Raw genomic sequence first — 13674 nt, 5'->3', positions numbered from 1 at the left:
TGCTGGCCCTGCCCGCCACCGACGACCGCCGGCTGCGTGTCGTCTCCTACACCCACGGTACCGAGATCGCCCGCGTCGACGCCCCGTCGACGGCGACGGACCTGGCCGCCGACGGCTGGGGCCAGGCCCCGGCCCTCACCTACGCCGCGGCCGGTTTCGCCGCGGCCGCCCCCGACTACCTCGGCCTCGGCGTCGGGCCCGGTCCGCATCCGTGGATGGACGTGCCCTCCGAGGTGTCGGCGTCGCTCGACCTGCTGCGCGCCACCCGGGCGTTCCTCGCCGCGCAGGGGCGCACGGTCGACCCGCGGGTCCTGGTGACGGGGTTCTCCCAGGGCGCCTCGGCGGCGACCGGCCTCGGCGCGGCGCTGCAGGCCGGCGCCGAGGCGTCGCTGCGCCTCGGCGCGCTGGCGCCGGTCAGNGGCGCCTACGACTTCCGCTCGGTGGAGCTGCCCGCCCTGCTGGCCGGCCGGGTCGAACAGCCCTACGGCGTCGGCTACACCGCCTACCTGCTCGTCGCGTTCAACCGGCTGCACCACCTGTACGACGCGCCCGCGGAGGTCTTCCGCGACCCGTCGGTCGAGGCGCTGTTCGACGGCGAGCACTCCGGCCAGCAGTTCGTCGCCGGCCTGCCGGCGAGCATCGACGCCCTGCTCACCCCGCGCGGCGCCGAGCTGCTGCGCCATCCGCGGGGTCGGTTCGCGGCGGCGCTGGCGGTGGCCGACGCGACCTGCTCCGCGCCGCCGGGCCTGCGGTCGCTGCCACAGCCGCTGCCCGCGCCGGTGCGGCTCTACGCCGGCGGCGCCGACACCCAGGTGCCCCGGGCGAACAGCGAGCACTGTGCCGCGGCGCTGCGCGGGCACGGCGTCGACGCCCCGATCGTCGACCTCGGCGCGGGCGTCGACCATCTGGGCTCCAACCGGGCCGGCACCGCGGCCGTCGTTCGCTGGTTCCTGACGCCCGGTGGCCCGCGCTGAGCTCGCGCCTGCGACGGGCCGTGGATCGGCGGCGCCTGGGCGGGACCTGCGCCGGCCACGCCGGGGGAGCGATCGAGGCCCGCGGGGGCCGCCGGGTGTGCCAGGCTCCACCCATGACGTCTGCCGTCGCGGAGTCGGGTGGAGCGCGGACGCCGGCCGCGGTGCTGTTCGACATGGACGGCCTGCTCGTCGACACCGAGCGGCTGTGGACGCGGGCGCAGGAGGACCTCGCCGCCCACCTCGGCGGCGTGTTCACCCCCGAGATCAAGGCGGCGCTCATGGGCCGCGGCCCGGACACCGCGCTGCACCTCATGCTGTCGCTGCTCGGGGTGGACGGTTCGCGCTTCGACGAGGCGGCGCGGTTCGTCATGGGTCGCATCGTCGAGCTGTTCGCCGCGCCGGGGGCGATCGTGGCCCGGCCCGGGGCCGTCGACCTGCTCGACGCGCTCGCGGCGCAGGGCGTGCCGCTGGCGCTGGTGTCGTCGTCGGCCCGGGTGCTCATGGACCACGTGCTCGGCGCGGTGGGCGCGGCCCGCTTCCAGGTGTCGGTCGCCGGGGACGAGGTGGTGCACGGCAAGCCGGATCCCGAGCCGTACCTGCGGGCCAGCCGGCTGCTCGCCGCGCCGCCGGCGCGCTGCGTCGTGCTGGAGGACAGCGCCTCGGGCGCGACGGCGGGCCTGGCCGCGGGCTGCGTGACCGTCCTCGTCCCCTCGACGCCACGGCCGCCGGACGTCCCCGCCGACGCCGTCGTGCCGAGCCTCGCCGACGTCACCCCGGCGTGGCTCGCCGCCCTGGTCGACCGTCGGACTCCCCGGGAAGGATGACGTCGGGCTCGGACAGCCGCAGTCAGGCGGTGGGGTGGGCGAGGGGGTGGCCGGCGCGGTCGAGGAGGAGGCGGGCCAGCTCGGCGGGGTGGCTGATCATGGCGTTGTGGCCGGTGTCGAGGTCGACGATCTCGTCGACGCCGCCCAACGCCTCGATGGAGCGGCGCTGGGTGGCCGGCGTCTGGGCGCGGTCGCGCAGGGTCAGCAGCCAGGTGCGGGGCACGGAGCGGTCGAGGCCGGTGCGGTCGGTGGGTTCGATCGTCACCGCGGTGGACTCGCCGTAGAGCCGGGACAGGCTGAACGCCCGCTGCTCGCGGGTCATGCCGTTGCAGAACGAGTAGCGCGCCAGCAGGCGGGGCATCGGCGCGGCGGGGCGGCCGGTCGCGGCCTTGCGGCGGGCGACCCAGCCCAGGATGCCGGGCACCGTGTCGACGATCGATCGGCCCTGCGGCGGTACGGCGGCGCCCAGCAGGATCATCCGGCGCACGCGCGTCGGCCCCAGCCGCGCGACGACGCCGGGCACGGTCAGGCCGGCCATCGAATGGCCGACGATGACGAACTCGCCGATGCCGGCGGCGTCGATCTGCGCGATCGTGCTCGTCACCCAGTCGTCGACGGTGACCGTGGCCAGGTCCGCGGGCACCGAGCGCCGGCCGGGCAGGTCGACGGCGAGGACCGGCGTACCCGGCGCCTGTAACCCGATCTCGGCGACGGTGGGTTCCCAACAGTCCCCGGCGTGCTGACCGCCGTGCACGAGCACGATGCCGACCTCCGCCATCACAGACCTCCCGCATTCGTCTATCTCGGTCAAACGTGAGAAGACGTTAGATGATCTGACGATCGCGTCAAGAGGTGCGGCGCGCGCCCGTCGTCGGCATCGGCGGGTTCCGCGGCGTGGGCGGGCCGGTGGCGGCATCCGGCGCGAACGGGTCGTAACGTGACGGCCGGGGCGGCCGCATCGCCGACCGGGCTGGCCGCCGTGGCTGGCCGCACCTCGCACGACGAACGCACGACGAACGCAGGACGACGCACGACGAACGCAGGACGACGCACGACGAACGCAGGACGACGGGACGAGAACGGGGGCGCCGATGCCGCTGTGGCAGCAGGCCGCGGTCGGGGCGGGGGCGCTGCTGGCGCTGGCCGTGGTGGCCCGGGTGGTGCACCGGTGGTGGCCGCGGCGCGGCGTCGAGCTGGTCGCCGCCGCGTCCCGGGAGGCCGGCATCATCCTCGGCCTGTTCACGCTGTGGCAGGTCGCCCGCATCCTCGGGGTGACCCGCGTCGCCGGTGGGATCGAACACGCCGAGTGGATCTGGCGGGCCGAGCAGTGGCTGCACCTGCCGAGCGAGGTCACGCTCGAACGGTTCATGCTGCGCCACGAGACCCTGCTGCGGGCCGCGAACGACTTCTACTCCTGGGTGCACTTCCCGGCGATGAACCTCTTCCTGGTGTGGGTGTTCGCCCGCCACCGCCGCGCCTACCCGTCGGTGCGCACGACGATCGTGCTGTTCACCGGCTCGTCGCTCCTGTTCCACATGTTCCTGCCGGTGGCGCCNCCGCGGATGCTGACGTCGGTCGGCTTCGTCGACGAGGCGGTGCTGCTCGGCCAGTCGGTGTACGGCGAGTTCGGCGGCGGGGTCGCCGCGCAGCTCTCGGCGCTGCCCTCGGTGCACGTGGGCTGGGCGTTCCTCATCGCCTACGAGGTCATCCGGATCAGCCCGAGCCGCTGGCGTTGGCTGATCGTCGTGCATCCGATCGTGACGACCCTCGTCGTCGTCGTCNCCGCGAACCACTTCTGGGCCGACGGCATCGTCGCGGTCGTGCTGCTGGTGCTGGCCGAGGTGGTCGGCCGGGCCCTGACCCGCGCGCTGCGCCGGCTGCGCGAGGGCATCCGCGCCCGCCGCGGCGGCGCCGAGTCCGGGCGGGGACGCCCGCAGGCCGTCCCCGCCCTGGTCACGGTCCCGTCAGCCGCCGCCGGGGCCGCGCGCCGCGACGTGCCGGCCGCGGGCTGCGACCCGTCGCCCCTGCCCCGGTAGCCCGGCTGGCCTGACCGGCGGCGCTGCCAGCCGGTGGGGCCAGCCGGTGGGGCGGGAGGCCGGTGGGGCGGGAGGCGTGACGGGTGGTCAGCCGCCGACGATGCCGCGCTCGCGCAGGTCGGCGATGGCGGCCGCGTCGTGGCCGAGTTCGGTGAGGATGGCGTCGGTGTGCGCGCCGGCGTAGGCGAAACCCTTCGGGCTCGTCGCGGAGCGGGAGAAGCGGGTGGCGGGACCGGGGCGCAGGTGCTCGTCGAACACGTCGCTGTGCACGGTCACGCAGTACTCCTCCGCCGCGGCCGGCTCCACCTGGATGATCGTCTGCTGGGAGCGCTCGGCGACCTCGACACAGCCCACGCCGGCCGCGGTGAGGTCGCGTTCCCAGTCGGCGGCCGGCCGGGTGCCGAACGCCTTCGCCAGCACGTCGGCGAGGGCCGCGTCGTGCTCGACCCGGCCCGCGGCGGTCGCGAACCTCGGGTCGGCGCCGAGATCGGCGTCGAGGTCGGCGTGGGCGGCGAGCACCGCGGCCAGGCGCGGCCACTCCTTGTCCGCGGGGGCGGCGAGGAACACCCAGCCGGACGCGGCCGGATAGATCCGGTACAGGGCGGACAGCCCCCAGGCGTCGTCGTCGACCTCCCGCGGCGCCGGCCTGCCGGGATAGTCGACGACCTGGTCGAGGATGGCGTGGGTGGCGNTCGCGAGCATCGTCGTCGTCAGCGCGCCCGTGGCCCGGCCCCGGCGGCGGGCGACCAGGCCCAGCAGGATCGCGGAGGCGGCGCCGAGGGCGGCGATGCCGTCGGCCTGCACGGGCACGGCGGCCGCGGCGGCGAAGCAGCGCACCGCGCCGGTCTTCTTCTGCCCCACGGTGGTCACCGCGCTGCGCACACCGGGGGCGTCGGTGAGTGCCAGCCCGCTGGCCGCGCCGATCGCCGGGGCGTACGCCGGGCGGTGGCCGTAGGGGCCGTCGGTGCCGTAGCCGGGGGCGTTGACGTAGACGAGGTCGGGGTTGAGGGCGCGCAGCGTCGCCGCGTCGATGCCGGCGCGTTCGGCGGCGCCCGCCCGGAACGCCTGCAGCACCACGTCGGCCCGCCGCACGAGGTCGTGGACGATCGCGCGGCCCTCGTCGGTGGCCAGGTCGACGCACAGGCTCTCCTTGCCCTGCATGACCTTCGCGCCGCCGGACTCGGGGAAGCCGGCGACCCGGCGGATCGTGTCACCCTCCAGCGTCTCGATTTTGATGACGCGGGCGCCGAGGTCGGCGAGCAGGGTCGCGGCGAACGGCCCGGCGAACATCAGCCCGAAGTCCAGCACGGTGATCCCCGCGAGCGGCTGCCCGCCCGCACCGCCCGCCGCCGCCGTGGTGGCCGCCGTGGTGGCCGCCGACGAGTCGAGAGCCGGCGACGCAGCAGCGGCGGTCGAGGGAGAGGCGGTCGACGGGGCGGCGGCGGCCCCCGGAGCTGTGGCGGGCGCCGGCTGGCCGAGGCGGGGTGCGGGCGCGAGCTCGCGCAGCGGGTGGCCGTCGGCGTGGACGAGGGTGGAGGGCTGCACGACCGGGCCGAGCTCGGGGTCGGTGACGGTGACGCGCCGGCCCTCGTGGACGAGCTGCGGGTGGACCAGTGCGTCGGCGCCGCGGCGGAACGGCTCGGCGGAGATGTCGCCGTTGGCGGCGAAGACCTCCTCCCATTCCGCGAGGGTCCGCTGCCCGACCCGTTCGATCATCAGCTCCCACAGCTCGGTGCGCAGTTCCTGTGTCGGCAGGGCGGGGACACCGGCCCACTTCGGGTCGGTGAACACCTCCGCCAGGCCTAACTCCCGCATCAGCGCGACGAACAGCCGCGGCTCGACCTGNGCGAACTGCAGCCAGGTGCCGTCCTTCGTCGGTGCGGTCAGCAGCGGGTACACCAGCGGCCCCTGGACCTCTCCGGCGGCGTTGAACGCTTTGACGACGGTGAACGCGTCGGGCCAGCGGATGCCGACGATCTCGGTGTAGAAGTTCCAGGTGTCCAGGGCGCCGACGCCGCGGGCGAGGTCGGCGGCGACCTGCTGGCCCAGCCCGCTGGCGTCGCGTTCGAGCAGCGCGGCGAGGATGCCGTGCACGGCGGTGTGCGCCGCGCCCCAGGAGGCGAAGGGCACCGACACGTAGGCCGGCCCGCGCCGCGCCGTGATCGCCTCCTTGACGTGGAAGACGCCGAGCTTGGCCAGCACCAGGCCCTCGTAGCCGGGCAGGTCGCGCCACGGCCCGCCCGGCCCGAAGCCGGTGATCGACGCGCTGACCAGCCGCGGGTGGTCGGCGGCGAGGTCGGCCGCGGTCAGCCGCAGCGCCGCGAGCGTCGCCGGCCGGTACGTGGTGACCAGGACGTCGGCGTCGGCGAGCAGGGCGTCGAGCTCGTCGCGGCCGCCGTCGGCGCGCAGGTCCACCACGACGCTGCGCCGGCCGCGGCCGAGGACCGGCCAGTCGACCCGCCGGCGCAGCGCGCTGCCGCCGGGCGGTTCGACCAGCACGACGTCGGCCCCGGCGTCGGCGAGGAACAGCGTCGCCAGCGCCCCGGGCAGGCTGCCCGACAGATCGACGACGCGCAGCCCCGCCAGCGGCGCCTGACCCGCAGGTCCGGCCGGCCCTCCATCGGAAGTGATCTCCGTCACGCCGTACTCCCTCGTCCCCGNGATCACTCGGCACCTTGTGATGGGGATCCTAGTGCACTAGGTCAGCGAGGAGAACTATCTCGTCCTGTGCGCGGTGCGATGCGGTGCGATGCGGGAGCGGCGTGCGGTTCCGCAGGGAAACATCAGGATCACCAAACCGGGGTTCGGGTCGAGGGGTTCAGTGGGGCTGTTGCTGCGAGGTCGCCGCCTCGGGGCGCAGATCGGCGAGGGTGAGCGGGTGTGCCGGGGGATCGGGCAGGACGGTCACCGAGGTGACCTGCCCGCCGGCGCCGACGTGGACGAGGTCGCCGGGGGGCAGCGGGCGCCAGTCGGGATGGTCGTCCATGGGTTCGCTCGCCACGATGACGGCGGGCGCGCTCGCCAGCTCGTCGGCGTGCACCCGCGTTGCTCCCGCGGCGTCGCTGTGCCGCAACGGCTGGCCGCCGGCGGGCCGGTCCAGCAGGAACAGGCGGTTGGTCTCCGGGTACCGCAGCGCCCACAGGTCGTCGGGCGTGATCAGCAGCAGGTTGATGCTGTAGAGCGGCAGGTTGGCGGCCACCCAGCGGACCGCGGCGGCGATCCCGCGCCCGACGTCGCCGCCGGCGGCGTGGATCTCCCGGGTGATCAGGGCGAAGAGGCGTTCGGAGTCGGTGTCGCCGGCCACCTGCGCCATCGCGGTGCCCAGCTGCGCCTGTAGGACGTCGAGGCCCTCGATCACCCCGTTGTGCGCGAAGAGCCGGCCGTCCTGGCGGAACGGGTGGGTGTTGCGCGGCGCGAGCCCGCCGGTGGAGGCGTGGCGGACGTGGGCGACGAACGTCGTCGACTGCGCCTGGCGCGCCCGCGCGGCGAACTGGCGGTCCTCCCAGGCGGCGATCGGCTGGCGGAACAGCTCCGCCCGGCCGTCGGCGTCGAAGTAGCCCAGGCCCGTGCCGTCCGGGTTGCGGTGGCTCTGCTCGTCGAGGCTGTCGGGGGCGTCGAGCAGCCAGAACGTGGCCCGGGTCCGTCGCGGGGCCCCGGTCAGCCCGAAAAGTCGGCACATCGGCGTACACCCTTCCTCGTTCCGTCTCCCTGCCCGGTCCGGACCGCCGCCTGCCCGATCCGTTCTCGCGTCGACCGTTCTCGCGTCGACCGTTCTCGCGTCGTCGTCCTACCCGGGTGTCGCGGGTGTCGGACCCGTGCTCAGGCGCATCCAGTCCTGGTGGACGACGCAGCGCCCGGCGCCGGCGCGCTTGGCGGCGTACATCGCGATGTCCGAGGCGTTGAGCAGGCGGTCGGGGTCGGTGAGGCCGGGCCCGGAGACCGCGACGCCGGCGCTGGCGGTGACGGTCACCGTGGTGGCGTCGATCGTCACCGGTTCGGCCAGGCCGGCGAGGATCCGCGCGGCGACCCGCTCGACGGTCTCGACCGACTCGACCTGCGTGCAGAGCACGGCGAACTCGTCGCCGGCGAGGCGGGCGACCACGTCACACGGTCGCACCGCGGCGCGCAGTCGGCCGGCGACCGTGCGCAGGAGCACGTCGCCGGCCAGATGCCCGTAGGTGTCGTTGACCGACTTGAAGCTGTCCAGGTCGACGAACACGACGCCGGTGCGCCCCGCGCCCGCCCGGCCCTCGCCGGCCCCCGCCCGGTGGTCCGCGGCCAGGCTGCTGCGCAGCCGCTCCAGCAGCGAGGCCCGGTTCGGCAGGCCGGTGAGCATGTCGTGCTGCGAGCGGTAGCGGATCTCCCGCTCGGCGGCGAAGCGGGCCGCGGCCGCGCCGAGCACGCCTGCCACCGCCGCCACGAAGCTGCGTTCGGAGTCGGTGAAGGCCCCGACCCCCGCCGGCAGGACGGTCCCGGGGGAGGTGTACGGGGGCCCGGCGGCGCCCGGGGGGCGCTGGACGGCGACGACCGCCGAAGGTTCGCCGCGCAGACCGATCGGCTCGGCGAGAGCGAACCAGCCGTCCGGGCACGGGTCCACCTCGCCGCCGGCGGTCGCCGACTCGCCGCCGTCGGTGGCCGACCGTGACCCCGCGGGTCGGCGCAGGGCCTGCTGGGCGACCGCGGCAGCCGTGGATCGCGACACCGACGGCCCGGCGACGGCCACCAGGCCCAGCGCGCCGGTGTCCCCGTCGACCTCGTGCAGGGTCGCCGTCGCTCCGAGATGCTCGGCGAGCACCGCCGTCGCCCGGCGCCACAGCACGGCCGGCTCGAGGGTGACCAGGGCCTGGCGGGCCAGGTCGGCGAGGTGGGCCTGCGCGGCGCGGGCGCTCTCCCGCTCGGTGATGTCGATCGTGATGGCCGCGGCCAGGCTGACCTGGCCCTGGGCGTCGCGGATCGGCATCACGTGCAGGTCGAGGTAGCGGCCGAACGCGCCGACGATCCGCGCGCCGGACTCACCGGCGAGACCTCGGCGCAGCATGTCCATCGCCTGCGGATGATCGGCGAACACCTCGAACACCGACGCCGACTCGGCGGCGGCAAGTCCCGCGGCCTCCTCGGCCGTGTGCCTGCCCAGCCCGAACACCGAGCGGCCCGACTGGTCGATCAGCAGCATCGACACCGGGCTGTGGTCCAGCACGAGCCGCAGATACCGGTTGGCCTGTTCCCGCTCGGTGATGTCCTGCACCCGGCTGACGACCTGCACCCCGTCGTCGGTGACGACGGCCGTGGAGACGATCAACACCGGCGCCGGTGACCCGTCCGGCCGGGTCAGGCGGACGGCCAGCGGCTGCTCCACAGCTTCCCCGGCCTCGGCGAGTTTCCCGGCCTCGGCGAGCGCCGGCCCGCGGCCGGGGCGCACCGCCGTCAGCCGGGCGAGCGCGCGGGACTGGTAGGCCGACAGCCGGTCCGCGTCGCCGGGCGGCAGGTAGGCCGTCAACGGCGAGCCCACGAGCGCACCCCGGTCGCGGCCGAGGATCCGGCAGGCGGTGTCGTTGACGTAACTGATCCGCCCGCCGGACGCGGCGGTGGCGACCAGGCCGATCTCCAGCCGGTCCAGCACGCAGTCGGTCACATCCATGACGGCCCAGGCCGACCTCCCTCCGCCCCCCCGACGGTTTACCGAGGGACCTACCCGATGGCACCGGGTGGAATCGCCGGTCAGCGGCCGATGCCGGCACTGGCGAGGACAAAAGATAAGTGCTTAATATAAAGAAGTGATAGATCGCGTGGCTGGGACGGACGGNCCGGAGCTCGCGCTGCGGGTTGGTTCGGCCCTCGAACGTCTCGCCCGGGTGGTGCGCCAGCTTGCCCAGCCCAGCGACCTGTCGTTCGGCGCCGTGGTCACNCTGTCGACCCTGGAGCGCCTCGGGCCGCACCGGCTGACCGACCTCGCCGCCCGGGAGGGCGTCACCCAGCCGGCGATGACCCAGCTCGTCACCCGGCTGGCCGACGCCGGCCTGGTGGCCCGGGCCACCGACCCGACCGACGGCCGGGTGGTGCGCGTCCACCTCACCGAGGCGGGCCGAGCCACGCTGGCCGCCCGGCGCGCGAAGCGGGTCGAACGGGTTGCCGGGCTGCTCGCCGAGCTCAGCCCGCAGGAGCGGGCGGCGCTGAGCGCTGCGCTGCCCGCCGTCGACGCCCTGGTCGACCTGGCCTCGGGCGAGCGGACACCGGCACAGCAGGAAACACCGGCACAGCAGACAACACCGGCACGTCGGGCAACACCGGCAGGTGAGTAGGGGAGCCGCCGCATGAGTGCGTCCGCGCACGCGCAGACCGCCAGTCCGTTCCGTCAGCCGAAGGCCGTGTTCGCGGTGGCCTTCGCCTGTGTGGTGTCGTTCATGGGAATCGGGCTGGTCGATCCGGTGCTGCCCGCGATCTCCAACCAGCTCCACGCCTCGCCGAGCCAGGTGACGCTGCTGTTCACCAGCTACCTGGTGATCACGGCCGTGGCGATGCTGCTGGTCGGCTGGATCTCCAGCCGGATCGGCGCGAAGCGGACGCTGATCGTCGGCCTCGCCGTCATCGTCGTGTTCAGCGCGCTCGCCGGCTCCGCGTCGAGCATCAACGGCATCGTCGGGTTCCGGGCCGGCTGGGGGGTCGGCAACGCCCTGTTCATCGCGACCTCGCTGGCGGTGATCGTGGCGTCGGCCAGCGGCGGGTTCGCCGGGGCGATCGTGCTGTACGAGACGGCGCTCGGGGTCGGCATCGCCTGCGGTCCGCTGCTCGGCGGCGTGCTCGGCGAGGTGAGCTGGCGGGGCCCGTTCTACGGCGTGGCGGTGCTCATGGCGGTCGCGCTGCTGGCCACGATCGTGCTCGTCGAGCCGATGCCGCTACCGGCGCGCCGCACCGGCCTGCGCGAGCCGTTGGCCGCGCTGCGCCACCGCGGGCTGCTCACCCTGTCGTTGACCGCGCTCTGCTACAACTGGGGCTTCTTCACCCTGCTCGGGTACGCGCCGTTCCCGATGCATCTGAGCGCCATCCAGCTCGGGCTGGTCTTCACCGGCTGGGGCGTCCTCGTCGCCGTGTTCGCCGTGGCNGGCGCGCCGTGGCTGCAGGCCCGCCTGGGCCTCGCCCGCACGCTCTACGGCAACCTCGCCCTGTTCGCCGCGGTGATCGCAGTGATCGCGATCTGGACGACNCACCGGGCGGTGCTGATTCCCGCGGTCATCGTCACCGGTGTTTTCATCGGCGTGAACAACACCGTCACCACCCAGGCGGTCATGAGCGTCGCCCCCGTCGAGCGGTCGATCGCCTCCTCCGCGTACGGCTTCGTCCGCTTCATCGGCGGAGGTCTCGCCCCCTACGCCGCCGGCAAGCTCGTCGACGCGTTCAACGTCCACGTGCCGTTCTACCTCGCCGCCGGCGTGGTCGCGCTGGGGATCGCCGTGCTCGCCACCGCCCACGACCTGCTGGCCCGCGCCGAGGCCGGGCAGGCGGTGGAGGTCACCGCCGCCGCGCCGCCGGCCTCCCTGCGGCTGGAGGAGGTCGAGCCGGTGGCCGGTCCGGCGCGGCGGACGATCGTGGCCGCCGTCGACGGGTCGGCCGTCGCCGACCTGGTGACGGCCGCCGCCGGCCGCCTCGCCGGCATCCACGGCGCGACGGTGGACGTGGTCCACGTCCAGGAGGCGGCGGTGACCGCGGACGCGGCGGCCGACGTCGACCCTGTCGCGGCCGCGCACGCCGGGGTGCGCCGCCACCTCGACCGGCTGCGGGCACAGGGGGTGCCGGTGGCCGGGCACGTCCTGCTCCACGCCGCCGACCACGCAGCGGTGGGGCGGCTGCTGGCCGAGCACGCCCGGGCGAGCGCCGCGCGCACGATCGTCCTCGGCGCCCCCACCCGCGGCGGCGGGCTGCTGGACGAAAGTGCCAGCCGGGAACTGTGGCGTCACGCCCAGAGCAACATCGTCCTCGTCAACCCGGCCGCCGCTGACGAGGCGGCTCCGCTGGTCAGCGTGTCCTGACCGCCCGCCCGCTCGGCGTCGGCCGCCGTGGGCGGTCGCGCTGGGTGCTGACATACGTCACAAACACCCGATTACCGCCCCCCGGGCTTCCCATACTGTGACGGTGCGAGAGCGTCGTTGCGGGCCCGGTGCGCGCCGCCGGCCCCGGCAGGGCGACGCCCGCGGGAGGCCGACGGTCGCCCGCGGGGCCGCCGCGGGCGCGCCGGCGGGCTGCGGGGCGGCCCGATGAGCGGACCGGCGCCCGCCGGGCGGACGGACCCGGCCCGGTCGGTCGGGCCCGAGCTGGTCTGGTATGCAAGCTACGGCTCCAACATGCGCATGGCCCGGCTGACGTACTACCTCGCCGGCGGCTGCCCGCCGGGCAGCGACCACCGTCATCCGGGCTGCCGCGATCCGCGCCCGCCGAGGTTGGCGGTCCCGGTCATGCTGCCCGGTGACGTGTACTTCGCGCTGGAGTCACAGATCTGGACGGGTGGGATCGCCTTCTACGACCCGGCTGCCCGCGGGGAGGTTGCCGGCCGGGCCTACCTGCTCACCGCGGGCCAGTTCGCCGACGTCGCCGCCCAGGAGATGCACCGCGCCCCCGACGTCGACCTCGACCTGGCCGCCGTGCTGCGCACCGGCCGGGCCCGGGTCGGTCCGGGCCGCTACGAGACGCTGGTGCTCGTCGGCCATCGCGGCGGCGTTCCCGTCCTGACGTTCACCGCGCCATGGTCGCTGGCCGACGTGCGCCCCACCGTGCCGTCGGCCGGCTACCTGGCCATGCTCGCCGGCGGCCTGCGCGAGGCGCACGGCTGGTCGCCGGCCCGGATCGCCGCCTACCTCGCCGCCCGGCCCGGCGCCGCCGGGGTGTGGCGGCCCGCGGACATCGAACGCCTCGTCGCCGAGTAACTCGCCGGCCGAGCCGGCCGGGGCGACCGGCGACCGCGGACCGGCGCCACGGACGGCCGGGGACGCCCGCGGGGGGGCGGGGAGTTTTGCCGGCGGCGGGGCGGGGAGGCGTCCGTCATCGACGCGGATGGCCGTCATCCGCCGCAACGAGAGGAAGACGCCGATGTCGACCGACAGCCGCCGACCGAGCGACACCGCGAGCCGCGTCTCCGCCGGCTGGCGCGACCAGGCGCGCCACGGCGGCGTCCGCGGACCGCTGGACGACGACGTGCTCGCCGCCCGCACCGAGCGGGAACGCGTGGACGCCGGCGTCGAGGACCGCCCGGAACCCGCCGCGGCGGTCACCGACACCCCGCCGCGCGCCGACGCGGACCAGGACGGGGGCCGGCACCGGGACGAACCGCGCCGATAGCGCGACCNCTCACGCCACCACTCACGCCACCGTGCGCCGCGAGCCCTCTCGACCGTCGACGCCGAGGTTCCAGCTGATGATCCGGCGCGGGTGCACGCGGATGACCTCGGGGCTCAGGTGCGCGGCCGGGGGATCCCAGCCGGTCAGGGCCTCGGCGGTCCCGCGGATCTCCAGGCCGCGCACCGTCCACGGCTCCAGCGAGGCGATGTCGTCGACGACGTACGCCACCTGGCCGTTCGCGGCGATGTTGTGGAACTTGCGGCTGTTGCCGAGGTCGTAGCCGTAGATACTGATCACTCCGGTCGCGTCGTCGACGGCGTGGGCGACCGGGCTGTTCTGCAACGTCCCGTCCGGGGCGAGCGTGGCGAGCCGGCCCAGGCGCTGGGAGTGCAGGTAGTCGAGTTCGGCCGGGGTGAAGACCACAAGGGCTCNCTCTGGCGAGTCCCGGTCTGTCCGGGAGCGACGGCGGGCCGTGACCGGGCGCGGCCGCGGCGGACGGGCGGCGGCGACCAC

The 13674-nt window shown here is 75.3% G+C and carries 10 protein-coding genes and 6 pseudogenes; 9 read left to right on the top strand and 7 right to left on the bottom strand.

What is annotated here, in order from left to right; genetic code table 11:
• Positions 1-419: 419 nt before the first annotated feature.
• A pseudogene (locus tag UK94_RS63000) lies at positions 420-974 on the top strand (lipase); the annotation flags it as partial.
• Positions 975-1087: 113 nt separating this feature from the next.
• Positions 1088-1798 (top strand): HAD family phosphatase, encoded by a 711-nt coding sequence (locus UK94_RS23360; protein ID WP_011604725.1) that lies wholly within the window; start codon positions 1088-1090, stop codon positions 1796-1798.
• Positions 1799-1820: 22 nt separating this feature from the next.
• On the opposite strand, the gene UK94_RS23355 is transcribed toward UK94_RS23360, so the two are convergent.
• Positions 1821-2576: an alpha/beta fold hydrolase gene (locus tag UK94_RS23355; protein ID WP_055751513.1), complete on the bottom strand. Its 756-nt coding sequence runs from the start codon at positions 2574-2576 to the stop codon at positions 1821-1823.
• A 313-nt stretch (positions 2577-2889) separates the two neighbouring features.
• Between UK94_RS23355 and UK94_RS74810 the strand changes: the two are divergent.
• The 3 pseudogenes from UK94_RS74810 to UK94_RS74805 all read left to right on the top strand — a co-directional run.
• Positions 2890-3353 (top strand): annotated as a pseudogene (locus UK94_RS74810) (phosphatase PAP2 family protein); the annotation flags it as partial.
• Position 3354: 1 nt separating this feature from the next.
• A pseudogene (locus UK94_RS62990) lies at positions 3355-3579 on the top strand (phosphatase PAP2 family protein); the annotation flags it as partial.
• 1 nt (position 3580) lies between these two features.
• Positions 3581-3834 (top strand): annotated as a pseudogene (locus UK94_RS74805) (inositol phosphorylceramide synthase); the annotation flags it as partial.
• Positions 3835-3921: 87 nt separating this feature from the next.
• On the opposite strand, the pseudogene UK94_RS62985 reads toward UK94_RS74805, so the two are convergent.
• From UK94_RS62985 to UK94_RS23335, 5 genes and pseudogenes are all read right to left on the bottom strand, one after another.
• Positions 3922-4525: pseudogene (locus UK94_RS62985) on the bottom strand (CoA transferase); the annotation flags it as partial.
• Between the two features lies 1 nt (position 4526).
• Positions 4527-5679: pseudogene (locus UK94_RS62980) on the bottom strand (CoA transferase); the annotation flags it as partial.
• A gap of 1 nt (position 5680) precedes the next feature.
• The coding region (locus UK94_RS62975) for a CoA transferase (RefSeq protein ID WP_235489405.1) at positions 5681-6474 on the bottom strand (794 nt) is incomplete at its 3' end.
• 178 nt (positions 6475-6652) lie between these two features.
• Positions 6653-7513, bottom strand: coding sequence for a class II glutamine amidotransferase (locus UK94_RS23340; RefSeq protein WP_011604729.1), 861 nt, complete (start codon positions 7511-7513; stop codon positions 6653-6655).
• 108 nt (positions 7514-7621) lie between these two features.
• The gene (locus UK94_RS23335; protein ID WP_055751511.1) at positions 7622-9472 is read right to left on the bottom strand and encodes a GGDEF domain-containing protein; all 1851 of its coding nucleotides are present in this window, start codon (positions 9470-9472) and stop codon (positions 7622-7624) included.
• Between the two features lie 268 nt (positions 9473-9740).
• On the opposite strand from UK94_RS23335, the gene UK94_RS23330 reads away from it, so the two are divergent.
• The 4 genes from UK94_RS23330 to UK94_RS23315 all read left to right on the top strand — a co-directional run.
• Positions 9741-10133: MarR family transcriptional regulator (locus UK94_RS23330; protein ID WP_235489402.1), on the top strand; the 393-nt coding region annotated here is incomplete at its 5' end.
• A gap of 903 nt (positions 10134-11036) precedes the next feature.
• A partial coding sequence (locus UK94_RS62970) for an MFS transporter (protein WP_235489400.1) occupies positions 11037-11858 on the top strand: 822 nt, incomplete at its 5' end.
• A gap of 225 nt (positions 11859-12083) precedes the next feature.
• A complete protein-coding gene (locus UK94_RS23320; RefSeq protein ID WP_011604733.1) occupies positions 12084-12749 on the top strand; it encodes a hypothetical protein in 666 nt (221 codons plus the stop codon).
• A gap of 163 nt (positions 12750-12912) precedes the next feature.
• Positions 12913-13161, top strand: a complete 249-nt coding sequence (locus UK94_RS23315) for a hypothetical protein (RefSeq protein ID WP_011604734.1) — start codon at positions 12913-12915, stop codon at positions 13159-13161.
• A gap of 21 nt (positions 13162-13182) precedes the next feature.
• Here UK94_RS23315 and UK94_RS23310 read toward each other — a convergent pair whose 3' ends face one another.
• On the bottom strand, positions 13183-13584 hold the full coding sequence (locus UK94_RS23310) for a PPOX class F420-dependent oxidoreductase (protein ID WP_055751510.1): 402 nt from the start codon (positions 13582-13584) through the stop codon (positions 13183-13185).
• Positions 13585-13674: the final 90 nt, after the last annotated feature.

It is taken from the genome of Frankia sp. AvcI1, from assembly GCF_001420875.1.
Taxonomy (GTDB): domain Bacteria; phylum Actinomycetota; class Actinomycetes; order Frankiales; family Frankiaceae; genus Frankia; species Frankia alni.
The sequence above is the reverse complement of the archived record's forward strand: the minus strand, read 5'-3'. Positions and strand labels throughout refer to the sequence as shown.

What these genes read in the sequence shown, in the direction of transcription:
- UK94_RS23315 (WP_011604734.1), top strand. Translation starts at nt 12,913, where the DNA reads ATGTCGACCGACAGCCGCCGACCGAGCGACACCGCGAGCCGCGTCTCC.
- UK94_RS23335 (WP_055751511.1), bottom strand. Translation starts at nt 9,472, where the DNA reads ATGGATGTGACCGACTGCGTGCTGGACCGGCTGGAGATCGGCCTGGTC.
- UK94_RS23340 (WP_011604729.1), bottom strand. Translation starts at nt 7,513, where the DNA reads ATGTGCCGACTTTTCGGGCTGACCGGGGCCCCGCGACGGACCCGGGCC.
- UK94_RS23320 (WP_011604733.1), top strand. Translation starts at nt 12,084, where the DNA reads ATGAGCGGACCGGCGCCCGCCGGGCGGACGGACCCGGCCCGGTCGGTC.
- UK94_RS23355 (WP_055751513.1), bottom strand. Translation starts at nt 2,576, where the DNA reads ATGGCGGAGGTCGGCATCGTGCTCGTGCACGGCGGTCAGCACGCCGGG.
- UK94_RS23360 (WP_011604725.1), top strand. Translation starts at nt 1,088, where the DNA reads ATGACGTCTGCCGTCGCGGAGTCGGGTGGAGCGCGGACGCCGGCCGCG.